This is a genomic window from Flavobacterium sp., assembly GCF_044369455.1.
Taxonomy (GTDB): domain Bacteria; phylum Bacteroidota; class Bacteroidia; order Flavobacteriales; family Flavobacteriaceae; genus Flavobacterium.
The window spans coordinates 275,761-292,644 of record NZ_JBIPLW010000001.1 but is presented as its reverse complement, the minus strand read 5'-3'; the positions used below and the strand labels follow the sequence as shown (position 1 = coordinate 292,644).

General features: G+C 34.8%; 14 protein-coding genes. 1 reads left to right on the top strand and 13 read right to left on the bottom strand.

Annotated elements, in window-relative coordinates; genetic code table 11:
- Window positions 1-75 precede the first annotated feature (75 nt).
- The 7 genes from ACIQ2L_RS01235 to ACIQ2L_RS01205 all read right to left on the bottom strand — a co-directional run bounded on the left by ACIQ2L_RS01235 (window position 76) and on the right by ACIQ2L_RS01205 (window position 6,470).
- Window positions 76-1,848, bottom strand: coding sequence for a DUF885 domain-containing protein (locus ACIQ2L_RS01235; protein ID WP_396155638.1), 1,773 nt, complete (start codon window positions 1,846-1,848; stop codon window positions 76-78).
- Window positions 1,849-1,884: 36 nt separating this feature from the next.
- On the bottom strand, window positions 1,885-2,811 hold the full coding sequence (locus tag ACIQ2L_RS01230; protein ID WP_396155636.1) for a pseudouridine synthase: 927 nt from the start codon (window positions 2,809-2,811) through the stop codon (window positions 1,885-1,887).
- A 143-nt stretch (window positions 2,812-2,954) separates the two neighbouring features.
- A complete protein-coding gene (locus ACIQ2L_RS01225; protein ID WP_396155634.1) occupies window positions 2,955-3,881 on the bottom strand; it encodes a geranylgeranylglycerol-phosphate geranylgeranyltransferase in 927 nt (308 codons plus the stop codon).
- A 9-nt stretch (window positions 3,882-3,890) separates the two neighbouring features.
- On the bottom strand, window positions 3,891-4,829 hold the full coding sequence (locus ACIQ2L_RS01220) for a mevalonate kinase (RefSeq protein ID WP_396155633.1): 939 nt from the start codon (window positions 4,827-4,829) through the stop codon (window positions 3,891-3,893).
- Between the two features lie 11 nt (window positions 4,830-4,840).
- Entirely contained in the window at window positions 4,841-5,137 is a 297-nt protein-coding gene (locus tag ACIQ2L_RS01215; protein ID WP_396155631.1) for a type II toxin-antitoxin system RelE/ParE family toxin, read from the bottom strand.
- Window positions 5,134-5,358 (bottom strand): hypothetical protein, encoded by a 225-nt coding sequence (locus ACIQ2L_RS01210; RefSeq protein WP_396155629.1) that lies wholly within the window; start codon window positions 5,356-5,358, stop codon window positions 5,134-5,136. Before ACIQ2L_RS01210 ends, ACIQ2L_RS01215 begins: the two co-directional genes overlap by 4 nt.
- A gap of 8 nt (window positions 5,359-5,366) precedes the next feature.
- Window positions 5,367-6,470: a diphosphomevalonate/mevalonate 3,5-bisphosphate decarboxylase family protein gene (locus tag ACIQ2L_RS01205; protein WP_396155627.1), complete on the bottom strand. Its 1,104-nt coding sequence runs from the start codon at window positions 6,468-6,470 to the stop codon at window positions 5,367-5,369.
- An 82-nt stretch (window positions 6,471-6,552) separates the two neighbouring features.
- On the opposite strand from ACIQ2L_RS01205, the gene ACIQ2L_RS01200 reads away from it, so the two are divergent.
- Complete coding sequence (locus ACIQ2L_RS01200; protein ID WP_396155626.1) at window positions 6,553-7,026, top strand: TspO/MBR family protein; 474 nt, start codon at window positions 6,553-6,555, stop codon at window positions 7,024-7,026.
- Between the two features lie 45 nt (window positions 7,027-7,071).
- Here ACIQ2L_RS01200 and ACIQ2L_RS01195 read toward each other — a convergent pair whose 3' ends face one another.
- The 6 genes from ACIQ2L_RS01195 to ACIQ2L_RS01170 form a co-directional block, all read right to left on the bottom strand.
- Window positions 7,072-10,245, bottom strand: a complete 3,174-nt coding sequence (locus tag ACIQ2L_RS01195; protein WP_396155625.1) for a T9SS type A sorting domain-containing protein — start codon at window positions 10,243-10,245, stop codon at window positions 7,072-7,074.
- 68 nt (window positions 10,246-10,313) lie between these two features.
- Window positions 10,314-11,549 carry an NAD(P)/FAD-dependent oxidoreductase gene (locus tag ACIQ2L_RS01190; RefSeq protein ID WP_396155623.1) on the bottom strand — a complete coding sequence of 412 codons (1,236 nt, stop codon included), beginning with the start codon at window positions 11,547-11,549 and terminating at the stop codon, window positions 10,314-10,316.
- Between the two features lie 40 nt (window positions 11,550-11,589).
- Entirely contained in the window at window positions 11,590-11,856 is a 267-nt protein-coding gene (locus ACIQ2L_RS01185; protein WP_396155622.1) for a GxxExxY protein, read from the bottom strand.
- A 196-nt stretch (window positions 11,857-12,052) separates the two neighbouring features.
- Window positions 12,053-12,712, bottom strand: coding sequence for a glycerophosphodiester phosphodiesterase (locus ACIQ2L_RS01180; RefSeq protein WP_396155620.1), 660 nt, complete (start codon window positions 12,710-12,712; stop codon window positions 12,053-12,055).
- Window positions 12,713-12,816: 104 nt separating this feature from the next.
- The gene (locus ACIQ2L_RS01175) at window positions 12,817-14,460 is read right to left on the bottom strand and encodes an alpha-amylase family glycosyl hydrolase (RefSeq protein WP_396155618.1); all 1,644 of its coding nucleotides are present in this window, start codon (window positions 14,458-14,460) and stop codon (window positions 12,817-12,819) included.
- A gap of 4 nt (window positions 14,461-14,464) precedes the next feature.
- Entirely contained in the window at window positions 14,465-16,831 is a 2,367-nt protein-coding gene (locus tag ACIQ2L_RS01170) for a TIM-barrel domain-containing protein (RefSeq protein WP_396155616.1), read from the bottom strand.
- Between the last annotated feature and the right edge of the window lie 53 nt (window positions 16,832-16,884).

The following is a 16,884-nucleotide window of genomic DNA, read 5'->3' as shown; positions in this document are numbered from 1 at the left end:
AATGATCTTCATACTTAGTATTACTTTCAGATTAAAATCTAACATAAAAAAAACACATTTTTTGGACTTTTTTTATTACTTTTTCTTCCCTGTTGCAATCCAATTATTGATTTTCTTTTCTAATAGTGCTAATGGCATCACTCCAGATTCCAATACTTTTTGATGGAACACTTTGATGTCAAATTTAGCTCCCATTTTATCTTGTGCTTTTTGGCGTAATTCCAAGATTTTTAGTTGACCTATTTTGTATGATAATGCTTGACCAGGCCAAGCCATGTAGCGCTCTATTTCGGCAATAATACTGGCTTCACTCTCTGCTTCGTTGTCTAATGAATATTGTATGGCTTGCTCACGTGTCCAACCTTTTGAATGCATTCCTGTATCCACAACCAAACGAATGGCACGGTGAATTTCATTGCCTAACATCCCAAAATATTGATACGGATCAGTATACAATCCCAATTCTTTTCCTAAACTTTCGGTGTATAAAGCCCATCCTTCGCCGTAAGCACCAAACCAATTGTACTTTCTAAAATCGGGTAAAGCTGCGTTTTCTTGTTGCAAAGAAATTTGAAAATGATGACCCGGAATGGCCTCGTGCAAGAACAAATCTTCATCTCCATAGTAATTGTAAGTGGTTATATCTGGAATTGGAACATAAAAAGTTCCTGGTCTTGTTCCATCAGCTGAACCATTCACATACTCAGCACTAGCTGTTTTTTCCCTAAATGCTTCTGTTCTTTTTACCCTAAATGGCGTTTTGGGTTGTAATGAAAAAAGCTTGTCAACATTTGGTTTAATTGTTTCGTTGATTTTTTCAAAATTGGCAATTACTTCTTCTGGTTTTTTGAAAGGCATTAATTCTTTTCTGTTTCTAACATGATCAAAAAATTCCTTAATAGTGCCTTTAAAACCTACTTGAGCTTTCACTTTTTCCATTTCGGTTCTGATACGAGCTACTTCTTTTAATCCCAATTCATGAATTTCATTCGGCGTTTTATCCGTTGTTGTCCATTGTTTTACATATACTTTATACAATTCATTTCCGCCTTTAAGACTCCCGATACCGCTTGTTTCCCTTGAAGCTGGAAGATATTCCGTTTTCATAAAAGTTATAAATTTCTGAAACTTTGGAACAAGTTTTTCAGATATTGCCGTTGCATATTGTTTTGACAAAGTGCTTTTTTGTTCCTCAGTAAAATTGGATGGGAATTTTTTACAGCTCGAATAAAATAAATTGTCTTCTACTTTTGGAGTAATTAATTCTTCAAATTGGGGAATGAGTTTTACAGTCAATGCTTTTGGTAAAACTACTTTTTCTTGCATTCCTTTTTTCATATAAACCATCGTTGAATCTAACCAAACGGAATACAAATCTATTCTTTTCAAGAAATTTTTATAGTCTTTCTCGGTTTTGAAGGGTTGTGCACTTTCGGCACTTGCAAACTGACCTATCGTTAAATGTGTTCCGTCAAACTGTTGAATTGGGATTAAGTTAGCTTTTTGCTCCAAGAGAGACAATCCAATTTCTGTTTCCCATTTTATAATGTCGTAACTGTTTTTTTCTTCAATAGAAAGTTGCGTAGTGTCAATAGTTTTTATTTCGGTTGCGAATTTTTCAAAAAATGCTCTGCGCTTATTTCGGTAGGTTTCGGTCATTTCAAAAACCAATTGGTCGTTGTATTCGCTTTGTCCGTTAAGTGTTGCATCCAATGGATTTAACTCATTTTTACCATCAAAATAGGAATCGGTTATTGCTGTAAAATCTTGAGTTTTCTTTTCTGATTTACAGTTAATAAAAAGCAATGATAAAAAAATCATCATTGAAAAGTGATATATATTTTTCATAATTAGTTGTTTTTTGAATTACAAATATATTGTTTTTCAAACGTTTTTCAAATTGATAATTTCCTGTTCGGTCAAAAAACGCCAATTGCCACGTGGTAAATTCTTTTTGGTTAAACCTGCAAAAGCAACACGGTCAATTTTGATGACATCATAGTTGAAACTTTCAAAAATAGCACGAACTACTTTGACATTCGGCGTTCTAAGTTTCAAGCCGATTTCTGTTTTTGGCTCATTTTCGATATACGAGATTTCATCAACATAAAGCTTGTGACCATCAAGGGTAACGCCATTGGATATTTTTTCTAAATCCTCAAACTTCAAGTTTTTATCTAACGAAACCTGATAAATTTTTGCTGATTTTTGGTTGGGTAAACTAAATTTACGAACCATATCGGTATCATTTGTAAACAATAATAAGCCAGTGGTATTTTTATCCATTCTTCCAATGGGTTGAATATTCGCTTTGGTTGCACCACGAACCAACTCCAATACATTTCTGTGATCGGCATCATCTTCGTTGGAAGTAGTAAAGTTTTTTGGTTTGTTCAAAACAAGGTATTCTTTGCGTTCTGGTGTTAAAACCGAACCGTCGAAGTTCACCACATCGCCAGGTTTTACTTTGTACCCCATTTCGGTAATCACCACATTATTCACTTTTACATTTCCTGATTGAATGTAAATATCTGCATCACGTCGCGAGCAAACACCCGAGTTTGAAATGTATTTATTCAAACGAATATCGTCTGATTTCAATGGTTTTGAAACATTGTTTTGTATCGACTTTGCTGGTCTAGGAGCTCTTTTTGGCGCTTCAGCACCGCTGTGTTCGGCTTTGCCTCGAGTTTCTTTTTTTGGTGATTGAGCTCGTTTTGGCATACCACCAGGAGTTGGCTTTTTAGAACTTGATCTAGCACTAGTTGGTCTAGCACCTTCTCTTTTGTTATTGCCGTCCTTCTTATTCATAATTCTTTTATTTTGAATGCAAAGATACGTTTTTATGAAGTAAAAAGCTATGGATTGTTTTAACTCAGAATGAACAGAATTCTTAACTTAAGAATATATTGAAATCTGAAAAATGGTTTTACAATTGAACTGAAGTTGAGTTTCTATTTAACGATAATTTCTACAATTCTCTTTCCGCGAATAAGCACTTCTGGTTCGATGAGCACAATGCAAAATACACCCGAAACTACAAGAAATTTAAGGATATTATGAAGCATTAGATAATCCGTTTTAGTTTCGGATTTCCAAAGTTTTTGTATAAAAAAAATCAAAACAATCAAACTCACATAAAAGTAAATATCCATATAACCTACTTCAAAAATTTCAATCAAAAAATAAATAGGAATTATAGTAGAAACCGTAAGTACTGAAATTATTTTTTTTGAGAAGTTTTCCCCAAAAAGCACCGGGATGGTTTGATAATTATTGGCAACATCACCTTTTATGTTTTCTAAATCTTTAATCATTTCGCGAATCAATAACAATAAAAACAGGTATGTGGCATGTGCAAAAATTTGAGGATACAAGTTTTTGTAATACAACAAGATGGCAAAAAAGGGTAGAACGGCAAGAAACGATGCTGTCAAATTTCCAATAACTACTATTTTTTTGAGTTTATGAGAATAAAACCAAATCAGAAAAATATAAGTCGAAAAGAAAAAAACCGCTCTGATAGAAACAAAAAAAGCCAATAGAAAAACAATAAAATTTACTGCAAAATAAACTTGAAGCTTTGTTTTTTGACGCACTAATCGGTCTAACATGGACTTGTTGGGACGATTGATTAGGTCTTTTTTGCTGTCGTAAAAATTATTGATAATATAACCGGATGCGATTGTTAAACTTGATGCAATAACAATTATAAAAAGGTTAAAATCTAAAACTACATCAAGAGCTCTTTTGTTTGGAGCCAAAATAAAGATTGCAGATAAATATTGCGCTAAAGCAATAATGGGGATGTTATAGCCACGAATAACAGAAAACATGCTGGCGATTTTCAGCAGTAGCAATTTGGTTTTTCGGCTAAGCATTATAGAAAATTAAAATTGGTAAACCACTTCCAATTTATAGTCTTTCAACGATTTTTTAGCTTTTTCTAAATCTTGGGTAAAACCTAAAATATAACCACCACCACCAGAACCACAAAGTTTCAAGTAGTAATCGTTAGTGTCAATTCCGTGTTGCCAAACGCCGTGAAATTGTTCGGGAATCATAGGTTTAAAGTTGTTCAAAACCACTTTTGATAATTGCTTGGTATTGGCAAATAAGGATTTCATATCGCCACCCAAGAAATTTTCAACACAAGCATCGGTATATTTTATAAACTGCGATTTAAGCATTTTACGGAAACCTTCTTCTTTTAGTTTTTCCATGAAAATAGTAACCATTGGAGCAGTTTCGCCAACAATTCCTGAGTCTAACAAGAAGACAGCGCCTTTTCCAGTGGTACTTTGTGATGGAATTCCGGTTGCTTCAATATTATCTGTTGAATTTATTAAAATAGGAATGCTTAAATAACTATTCAAAGGGTCAAGACCTGAACTTTTTCCGTGGAAAAACGATTCCATTTGAGAGAAAACAACTTTTAATTGCAACAGCTTTTCACGCGTTAAGTTCTCTAAAACGGTGATTTTATTTTGGGCATATTTATCATAAATAGCAGCCACTAATGCGCCACTACTTCCCACACCATAACCTTGTGGAATACTAGAATCGAAATACATACCACGTTCCACATCGGTTTTTAGAACTTCCATATTGAAAGTTACTAGTTCGGGTTGTTCTTGTTGAAGATTTTCTAAATAAGTAACAAATCGTCTGAGACTTGCGTTGGATTGTATAGCTTCAACAGATGGATTTTCATCTACCTTCAACGCACCGTTGTAAAAATTATAGGGAATTGATAAACCTTTAGAATCTTTAATAATTCCGTATTCTCCAAAGAGTAGAATTTTTGAGTAAAATAAGGGTCCTTTCATGGGCAAGAAAATTATTTTATTTTATTAATTTTTAAAGGGTTTTGTCTTGTGTCGAAAACCGAAACGATGATAATTTGATTTTTTTCTATTTTATAAAAAATTGTTGTTTGTTTTGAAACAACACATTTCCTTAATTTGTTTTGCTGTATAGGTGGAAAAATTTCTGGATTGATTAGTAATAAATCAAAGTTGGATTTTAATTTATTCAAAAACATTAAATTTACTCTTATAGACCATTTTGCTGTAATAAACTCAGAAATGTTTTTTATTTCTTTGAGACTTCTTTCAGTAAAAATCAATTCTTTCAAAATATTCCTAACTGTTTTTTTACCTCTTCATAAGAAAAAGTTCTTCCATTTTCAAAATCATCCAACCCTTCATTTATAGCTTCTTTTTGAGCAGTACTTAATTCATCCCACCAATCTTCTTTTTGTGTATTAAAAATAGCTTTAACCTTTTTTAAAATTGTAACATCCTCTGTCTTAAGTAATAACTGCGCTAACGATATTTTTTCTGCTTGAATATCCATAGTTGTAACTAGGTTAAAATTTGACTTCCGTTTCCAATCGTGTCACAAATATAGTTACCATTTTGACAATAGCCAACTAATTCGTCCTTAATAAATTGCAAAACGTGCTCTCTAACGTTTTCGGGATACAAAATATGTACGTTTGCTCCCGCATCTAAGGTAAAACAAATTGGAATATTCGTTTCGTTTCTAAATTTCCAAATTGTATTAATGATTTCCAGTGTGTTAGGTTTCATTAAAATAAAATAAGGTAATGAAGTCATCATCATAGCGTGTAAAGTCAGTGCTTCACTTTCGACAATTTGAATAAACTCATCTAAATTTCCAGTTTCAAAAATGATTTTTATTTTAGCCAAATTATCATGAGCTTGGGCAAATCGTTGTTCGGCAAAGGGATGGTTATGCATTAAATCATGTCCAATTGTACTCGAAACTTGTTTTTCGCCTTTATCAACTAATAGTATGGTGTCTTGATAATTCTTGAAATTCTCATGAATTTTAGCTGGAAATTCCACACCAAATAAATCCGAACTGCCTTCAATTTCAGCATGTTTCCCCCAAACTACTATATTTCCTTTGATACTTCTACAAGCACTTCCTGAACCTAATCGTGCCAAGAAAGAAGCTTTTTGAAAAAAGAATTGATTTGTCATTGTTGGGTTTAGTGCTTTCTCCAAACTCATAATATTCATAGCCAAAGCCGCCATTCCAGAAGCAGAAGAAGCAATTCCCGAACTATGAGGAAACGTATTTTCGGTATCAATTGTAAAATGATAATCTTTCAGATAAGGGCAATAAACATCAATCCGTTCAAAAAATTTTTGAATTTTGGGTTTAAATTCTTCTTTGGGTTTGCCTTCAAAAAGCAAATCAAATGAAAACCTATTATTTGTCACACTGAGCTTGTCGAAGTGTTTTTTGGTAAAAGCCAAATTAGTTATCGTTTTACAATTGTTTAATGTAAAACTAATCGAAGGATTTGCCGGAATTTGGTTTTCTTTTTTACCCCAATATTTTACTAAGGCGATGTTACTTGGAGCACTCCATTGAAAAGTTCCTTTTTCAACTGAAGTTGTATTATCATTCACAATAAAATCCTGTTCAGAAAGCATAAAATTAAAATTTATTGCAAAGATACTTTTTTTATTAAACAACTGATTTTCGTTTCTTATATTTGAAATCATTAAAAAAAGTATGCAAAAGATAATAAAAATAGTTTTAATCGTTCTCGTATGTGTTAGCGTTGGTTACTTGTCCGGAACCGTAACGCGTGAAAGTATTACCACATGGTATCCAACTTTGGTTAAACCCGTTTTTAATCCACCCAATTGGATATTTGCTCCGGTTTGGACTTTGCTTTATATCATGATGGGAATAGCAGCAGGATTAGTTTGGACAAGTGAATTTGAACAGAAAACTGTAAAAAAAGCACTTGGATTTTTTGCTATTCAATTAGCATTAAATGCACTGTGGTCTTACCTTTTCTTTGGTTTACAAAATCCACTTTTAGCGTTGATTGAAATTGTTTTGCTTTGGTTACTGATATTCGAAACCTATAATCAATTTAAAAAGATTGATAAACTCGCAGGATTTTTATTGTTACCCTATTTGGCTTGGGTAAGTTTTGCCACAATTCTTAATGCCAGTATTTGGTGGTTGAATAAATAAAAAAAACCTCTAATATTTTTCTCAGAGGTTTTTTTAAGTTGATTGTTATTGGATGATTAATTTTTTGTTGATTTTCAAATTGTTCTCCGAAGTAATCTCTAGTAAATACATTCCTTTGGATACATCAGAAACATCAACTGATACACTAGAAGTAGTAGTTACAACAATTGTTTTTACTGCTTTTCCAAGCATATCATAAATGACAATTCTGTTAATTTGTTCATTTGTATTAATTAAATCTATTTGAACCAAATTACTTGTCGGATTTGGATACAATACCAAACTATTGTCATCAAAAGTTGTTATTCCCAACGGAACGGTAAACTTGCTGTTAAAAGTTGCTGTCACAACAGCTGGATTGGAATCAAAATAAATGGATGCATTATTCGGAATAATATCGCCCGCTTGAAATCCAGGTTTTAGTTTTACTTTAAACTGAACGTAACCTTTGCTTCCAGCATCATTAATAATTGAAGGTGATAGATATATATTTTTGAAATCCCAAACGAGTAAGTTGTTAATTCGCTTCATAGTATAGTTATGACTTGAACTTACCATCAAAACACTGGTTTCATCTATTTTGGCATTAAGAACATCCTCTATTCTTACATCAATAGCATCTGCCGTTCCAAGGTTTTGAAATCTAATGGTGTAAAAGAAGTAGTCATCTTGTGTAAATTGATTGAATGGAATTGTTTTTCCTCTGGATTCCATTTTGTCATTCGGATCGAATGAATTCACCACAATTTGGGAATTTGAATTTGAATTATTCGTCAAATTAATATCATTAGATGGAGCAGAAATAGTCACTGTAGCCGTTAGCAATTCATTTATATTGACTATGGGAACTAACGGGACTGTCATCGTAACATTGAAAGTTCTAGTTTCGTTGGGTAAAAGATTCGTGAAGTTATACGTAAAACCAGTGGTGTTTGTGGTGGTTCCGGCCTGACTCACTGTTAATGTAGTAATTTGTGGCGGTTTTATAAAAGTTATGGTTCCTCCTGTTGCGGCTACACCCAAGTTTTTGTATGTAATTTTATTTATATAGGTAAATCCAGGTCTTGGGACATTTATAGGTGCAATTGATACGGTCACATCATTAAAGGACTGCGTTAAAGTTACTGGGAAATATAAAAATTGAGCTCCACTTCCAACAGGTATGCTAATATTAGTATAGTTTGTTGTACCTGAATTATAATAAGCTGCATACTCTGGTTGAATTTGATAACTAAAATTATAAGTGTTAGCCGGATTGGTATCATACAGTGCAAATTGACCAGAAGGAGAATAGCCAATAATATCCGTAGTATTATTATTTTGTTGATATAAGAATGAACCATTAGGGAATAATGCATCTCCAGTGTCTTTAATGCCATTGTTATTTGCATCTACAAAAGCAACCAAAACAATTTTGTCCGCATCAGGTGCACAAAAAACATTGGCAACCCAACCTGCATTTTGAACCGAGCCATCACTTCTAAAAACAAATGTCAAACAACCAGTAGCATCTGAAGAGGTAAATGGTCCAGGAATAGTAGTTCCCCAATAGGAACCAGCAATACCTCCTGGTACGTTTGCAGCTGGATTAGCACTCGCAATAATGTTTGCTGGCACTACTGCATTACCGTTATAAACATAAAGTCCATCCCATGTAGCTTCCGTGTTAAATGAAGTAAAAGTAACTGTTACTACATCTCCTGGGGTAGTAGGACAAATAATGGTTGTTACATTAGAGTTGGCAGGATAAGCAGCGGCTGTTCCTCCCGCATCTACAAAGTTACCACCACAAACAGGCGGTGCAACAAGAGTTGTGATATTTGCAGCGCTTGCCCAAGTACTGCTGTCTGAAACACTACATATCGCTCTTATGTAGATAGCATAACATGTTGCAGGTGTTAAACCTGTAAGTGTAAATGGATTTGATGTTACGTTGTTAAAAATTACCCCTGTTGTTGGATTTCCAACTGGAGCAGGTGAACCACAGGGTAAAGCTACAACTTGCCATGCAGAAGCAACACTACTATCTGGGTTTGTTGGTTGTGTCCAGTTCAATATAACTGAATTCGATGTAAGGGTGTTTGTTGTTATTGTTGTAGGGTTTCTACAAGTAGGTGGCGGAGCACAGGTTACGTTGGCAACCCAGCCGGGATTGTTGACACTTCCATCACTTCTAAAAACAAAGGTTAAACAACCATCGGCTGCAGTTGAGGTAAATGGCCCAGGAATTGCAGTTCCCCAATAGGAACCAGCAATACCTCCTGGTACGTTTGCAGCGGGATTAGCACTCGCAATAATGTTTGCTGGCACTACTGCATTACCGTTATAAACATAAAGTCCATCCCATGTAGCTTCCGTGTTAAATGAAGTAAAAGTAACTGTTACTGAATCTCCCGGTGTAGTAGGACAAATAATAGTTGTTACATTAGAGTTGGCAGGATACGCTGCAGCTGTTCCTCCCGCATCTACAAAGTTACCACCACAAACAGGCGGAGCAGTTAAAGTGCAAAAATTAAATCCGCCTGACCAATTGCTTTTAAGTGTTTCAGAACAAATAGTTCTTACATAATAGGTATAGCAGGTGTTTGGCGATAGCGATGTAATATTAGTTGGAATTACTTGAGTAATAATTCCTATTGAATTAGCCGTTGGTACTGGTGAACCTGCAGGGAGTACTAGTGTTTCCCATTCTGTGGAAGAACCGCTACTTGTCCAATTTAAGGTAGCAGATGCTGGTGTAATGTTTGCTACTGATAAAGCTGTTGGTATTGCACAAACTTGAAGAGGTGGTGCACAAGTCACATTAGCCACCCAGCCGGGATTGTTGACACTTCCATCACTTCTGAATCGGAAAGTCAAACACCCATCAGCACTTGTTGAAGTAAATGGTCCAGGAATAGTGGTTCCCCAGTAACCTCCAGCCAATCCACCAGGCACATTTCCAGCAGGATTATTGCTAGGTATTTGGGTTGCATTTATCGTATTTCCATTAAATACATATAAAGCATCAAAATTAGCTTCGGTATTAAAAATTGTAAAAGTGACCGTTACCACTTCGCCTGGAGCATTGGGACAAAAAGTGACTATATAATCACTAGCGTTAGCATAATTAGCATTGGCTCCGGCAGGATCGGTAAATGTCGAGTCACATTGTTGCGATTGAGCTTTAGTTAAAATTCCTAAAAGAAAGAGGAATGATGAAAGGAATGTTTTCTTCATGGCTTGGTTTTAAAGAACCCAAATATAACTGATTTTGAGTAAACTACATTAATAAACTAAAAGAAAATTTAGGTAATGCTTTGTGCTACTATAAAGCCAGATGTCCAGGCATTTTGAAAATTAAACCCACCAGTAATCGCATCTATGTTTACGATTTCACCAGCAAAGAAAAGGTTTTGATGCAGTTTGCTTTCCATCGTTTTAAAGTTGATTTCCTTTAAATCAATGCCGCCAGCAGTAACAAATTCTTCTTTAAAAGTGCTTTTGCCATTGACCTGAAATTGTCCATTAGTGAGTTGATTAGCTAAATCCATCAATTGTTTTTTGGTCAAATCTGCCCATTTGGTTTCCTTTGTCTCACCGAGCGCAGTCGAGGTGTCAATACCAGCTGCCAAAACCAAACTTTCCCATAAGCGATTAGGCAACTCAAACGAAGATTTTTTGCTTACTACTTTCTTAGCGTGTTCTTGTTTTAGTTCTTTTAATTTTTCCATAGCTTCTTCAAAAGGGACTTCGTTGAGCCAATTGACTTCTATAACAAACTGATAGTTTTTATCATATAACTCGCGTGCACCCCAAGCCGATAATTTTAAAATTCCCGGACCCGACATTCCCCAATGCGTTATTAATAATGGCCCAGCAGCTTCTAACTTGCTGCCTTTTACTTTTACTTTGGCGAAAGCCGAAAGTCCCATTAAATCTTTTATGCGGTTGTCTTTGATGTTAAAAGTGAATAGGGAAGGAACAGGAGGAACTATCGTATGTCCAAGTGCAGCAAGCATTTCCCAAATTTTCGGATTGCTTCCCGTAGTCAAAATTAGTTTTTGGCAGGCAAAAGTTTCTTGATTTGTTTCTACTTTCCAATAATCTTCACCTTTGAAAATAGATTGTACACTTTGTCCAGTCAATATTTGAATTCCGAGTTTTTGGGTAGCCAACAGAAAGCAATCAATAATAGTTTGCGAACTATCAGAAGTTGGGAACATGCGTCCGTCATCTTCAATCTTCAATTCCACACCATGGCGTTCAAACCATTCAATCGTATCGCCCGAACAAAACTGATGAAACGGACCGCGCAACTCTTTTTCGCCACGGGGATAATTTTTCACTAAATCATATGGTACAAAGCAAGCATGGGTAACATTACACCTTCCGCCACCAGAAATTCTAACTTTTTCTAAAACCGTTTTGCCTCTTTCGAGAATAGCGACTTTTAGCTTGGGATTTTTTTCGACAATATTAATTGCCGTAAAAAAACCAGCTGCACCGCCGCCGCCAATGATTATATCGAAGTTTGAGTTCATTTAGTATTTAAACCATTAAGATCATTAAGATTTATTAAGATTAGTCATCTGCTAGTCTAAAAAAATATTCATTTACCAATGGTTTTGTAGATTTTGTAATATTTGTTGTATTGAAATTAATTAACAAACCTTGTGGAATACTTAATAATTTAATATAAGTCATTAATTTTGCTTCGTCTATTGGATGAAATTTATCAACCGTTTTTAATTCAACAATTATGCAATCATTTACAAGTAAATCAAGTTTTAAAGGATTTTCCAATTGTAAATCATAATAATCAACTTCAATATTTACTTGCTGTTTCACATGGTAACCATTTTGCTCATGTTCATATTTTAAACATTCCTCATAGATTCTTTCAATAATCCTGGCCCTAATTTTTTATGAACTCTAATTGCAAAACCGATTATTTTATAAGACAACTGAGTTATTTCTTTCTTTGTCATAATTGTTTGGATTAACTGATGCTTAACTGCCTTAATTATCTTAATGGTTTAAAAAATCAGAATCTATTTGGAAAATCAGAAATAATTCCGTTAACGTGTAACGATTTGACAAAGATAATGTCTTCGGGTTCATTTACCGTCCATGGATAGACTTTAAAATTTTTGGATTGCATTTGGACAACGTTTTCTTTCGTTAGCAAATGATGATAAGGATGAATAGAATACGCTTTTATGAATTTGGCGAAAGTCAATGCTAAATCTAAATCGGTATTGGTCAAAACGCCAATTTGTATTTTATTATTCAAAAAAGAAACTCGCTGCAAAGCATTCCAATCAAAGCTTGATACAATAACATCAGCATAGTCCCAATTTTTTTCAGAAACAAAATGTTCGATAAGTTCGGTTACTTTATCTGCGGTTTCAGAGGTTTTGAGTTCCACATTGATAAAACAATTTCGATTGACCAATTCAAAAACAGCGTCTAAAGTTGGAATTCCAAATGCTTTTAAGTCTGAAGAATAAAAGTCATTTACCAAACCTTTTCCGGATGTTGTTCGATCAATAGTATCGTCGTGAATTACCATCACTTTCTCATCCAAACTCAAATGCACATCCAATTCAATGCCGTCAACGCCCAGTTCCATCGCTTTTTGGAAAGAAGCCAAAGTGTTTTCAGCAACATGTCCTTTCGCTCCGCGATGCCCTATTTTGATCATAATTTTAACAGTAAGGAATTAAGCTTTTCATTAAGTTTAGTTAAGCGTCTTAATGAATTTCTTAATTCACTCTTAACTTCTTAATGGTAAAAAAAATTTGTCAATTATAATTTTTCCAATAAAACAACTCCAAAATCGGTGTTGAGGTTTACTTTTCCCATAACTACAGTAGAAGTTTCCCCCGAATAAGCATCCCTAACTTTGGTTCCGTTGGCGAAAATAGTGCCAACCGGAATACTTTTTTCTCCTTTTTCCAAATCCAAACCAACGACAACTTTATCTGAATAATTTCCTTTTATAAACGTTCTGCTGAAAACATAAGGAGAAGCCAAAATTTGACTATGAACGCCAGCTCCCACTGCAGGATGATTATTTCTAAACAATCCTAATTTCTGCCAATGAGCTAAAACTTCTTTGGTTTTACTTTCATTAGCAATGTCTTCCCAATTCATGTTGGAACGCAACGTAGCATCGCCTTGCGTACCTTCAATATCTAATGAACGGGCACTTTCATCGCCATAGTATACTTGTGAAATTCCTGGTGTTAATAATAATTTGGTGCCACTTTCAAACGTTTTTTCACGTTTTTTATCAAACGGATAACCATCGTCATGCGACGAAACATAGTTCATCACCGTGTTGCCTTTTAAATCATTTTGCAGGATGTTGGAATATCTGGAAAACAACTCTTCGTAGTTCATTTTGGCTTCGTTTCTAAAATCGAAGTTGATTAAACCCGTAAACCCATTTTCGAAATAATTTACTTTTTTATCGCCAAAATCATAGAATTTTTTACCGCCAATGTTATAACCATACACTTCTCCAACAGTGAAGAAAGCATTGTTATCTAACACTTTTTTGGGATTATTTTTTTTGTATTCGGCGAAAGCTTGGTCACATACTTTTTTAAAATCGGCCCAAACATCTTCGTTGGTATGTTTTACGGTATCTACTCGGTAACCATCAATTCCGAAATCGATAATATAATCCGAAAGCCATTTCATGATATAATATTTAGGAGCTCTTGGATAGCCTGTTTTTTTGAAGAACGCATCAAGTGAAGCCATTTCTTTGTCATACCGACCTTCTTTTTTCCATTTGTTGGCTAAAAATGATGGCAAGGCTGCATGCTCATTGCTTTCCGTTACTACATCAGGAAGGTTTTCTACTAGCGTACAATTGATATAAGTATCGTATGATTTATAGGTGCATTTTGGTGAAGTTCGCACCCAGTCATTAGGATAAACAGAATCTGCTGGAGTAACTGGACCAGTGTGATTAATTACTGCATCAAGCATAATTCGGATGCCTCGAGCGTGAGCCTTTTGAACTAATTCGGCTAGATCTTTTCGGGTTCCAAAACTCGGATCCATTGCGGTCCAATCTCTGGTCCAATAGCCATGAAAGCCATACGTAAATCCGGTGCCTTCATCAACGCCATCGCGAATCTGCTCCACAATTGGCGTCATCCAAATGACATTGATTCCAAGGTTGGTAAAGTATCCTTCATCCAGTTTTTGGATTATTCCACGAATATCGCCACCTTCAAAACCACGTAGTTTTCCCGTTGGTTTATTTCGATTATAGGTTTGGTCGTTGGTTTTGTCACCATTATTGAATCTGTCGGTAACAATAAAATATACATTGGCACTTTCCCAAACGAAAGAAGTTTTTGGAGTTGTTGATTTTTTTTGGGCGAAAGAAATTCCGCTAAATAATAACATGGCAATTAAAGCAATTCTCTTCATAATTTTAGTATTCAATTTTAATTTCGGACGTCGTTCCTTTAGTCATCGTAACATTTACTTGCAAAGGCTCTTGAAAAGTTTTGTAAATCTGTTCTTGTCCGTTAACAAAGATGCGTTTAGCTTTGATGTTGTGAATTAAAACAGAAATATTTTTATCTGTAGTGGTAACGTTTTTCCCTGTAACAGTTGCCATTTTAATAACAACTGTTTTGCCATTGGTATTGCTATTGAAATTAATTATTTCATATTGACCTTTTTCATAAGCATTGGGTGTGGTTCCATCATCGTTATATAATTTACCAGAAGAGTTTGAAACACTTCCATCAAAATAATAATGAAGATTGAAGTTGGATAACGAATATTTTGTTGTGTTTTGAATGGTTTCAATCATCGGAATAAAACTTCCGCCACGCACAAAAGTTGGAATATAATCTTCATTCGCTTTTATAGTTTCAGTGGTTCCCGCAGTGTGTTTTTCATCGGTATAAAAATCATACCAATTGCTGCTTTTTGGAAAGTATACTTCAGTTGATGTTGTACCTGGTTTAGTAATTGGTTTAATTAAAAAATCATTGCCCCAAAAATACGTTCCAGCAACAGTGGTTAAATCTGCATTATTGGGTTCTTCAAAAAATAACGGACGCATTAACGGTGTTCCTTTTTGATTATTATCAAAAGACAAAGTGTAATTGTAGGGCATCAATTGGTAACGCAGTTCTACAGATTTCTTTGCCTTTTCCATAGTTACAATATCTTTTCGAGCTACTTCTGAAGCTACTTCTTCTTGCGCATGCGGACGGAATATTGGGTTGAAAACGCCGTATTGCAACCAACGCAAATACAATTCGTTATCAAAATAATCGCCGGCAAATCCGCCGAGGTCCGAGTGTATGTACCCCAATCCTTGCATTCCCATTTGCAAGGCAATTTCCATCTGACTTTGCAATCCGCCCCAACTTCGGCTCACGTCGCCACTCCATGGAATCATACCAAAACGTTGAGAGCCTGAATAACCCGCACGCATTAAGATAAAGGGACGTTGCGTTGGAAAATCTTTTTTATAACCATCAGCTAGTAGTTTTGCCCAATTGTGTCCATAAATATTATGCACTTCATCTGCTTTTCCGCCAGCAGTCATTACTTTAGATGGAAAAACTTCGGGTTCACCCAAATCGCCCCACATGCCGCCAACTCCTTGATTGATTAATCTCTTGTACACATTCCAAAACCAGTCCTTACCTTCTGGCTTAAAAATATCTACCACACTGGTATTGCCAAAATAAAAATCCCATGTTGCGGGTTTGTTATATTTGTCTTTTACTAAAACATTTTTATCAACGGTTTCTTGCCATTTTGAAGAGGTTGTTAAAATAAAAGGTTCGGTAATCAAAACTGTTTTTACCCCTTTGGCATTCAAATCGGCTATCATTTTTTCTGGATTTGGGTAATTGTCTTTTTCCCAATCGAGATTTCCCATAGTACCTTTTATGGTTTTTCCGAACCAATACAAATCGAGGATAACGGCATCAACAGGAATTTGATTTTGTTCAAATTTTTTGATGGTATTTTCAACTTCATCTTGTGTGTGATACCCAAAACGACTTGAGAAATTACCCAAAGACCATCGTGGTATTAAAGGTTGTTTTCCGGTCAAATCAGTATAGTTTGAAATTAAATCCGTCCAATTATCGCCTACAATCACTTGATAGGTTTTACGACCAGAAATGGTTTCATATTCTAAGGTATTATTATTTTTACTATCTAAATCTAAATACCCAATAGCTGCATTATCAAAATGAACAGCGTATAATTTAGACGACATTACTAAAGGAATGCAAAAGTTCATCAGCTCGGCTTTGGTTTCATAACCATAATGTGCACGATTGTATAATTGCAAACGATTGCCTCTTCGGTTCATGCCCAACGCTCTGGCACCGCCGCCATACAGTGCTTCGGAATTGTCTATATTAAATTGTAAAACTTCGGTACTATCATTTCTTTTGATGTAACCGCTTTTTTCCGAAAGCATTACTTTTCCCTTGTTGGAATAGGTTATTTTGAAAGGCGATTTATTGATTACAACCATAATTTCTTTGGTAGTAAGCACTAATGAACTTTCTGTTTTTTTGAAAAAGGGTTTTATTTTTTCGGGTGTTTTTACAACTGCATGCGAATTTGGATTGAAAGGTTCTCCTTTTGGGATAAAGGATGTTTCAATAATTTTTTCGGAATAGGGCTTGATTTCATAATTCCCATCGGAGGTTTTAACTTCTAAAACAGTATTTTTCCATGTGTGTGAAATGTATTTTCTATCTGCATTTTGGGCAAATGAAATGGATGTAATTAATAATAGGAGTAATAGTTTTTTCATTTTATTTTAACATTAAGAAGTTAAGTTCCTGCATTAAGATTAGTTAAGAGGTA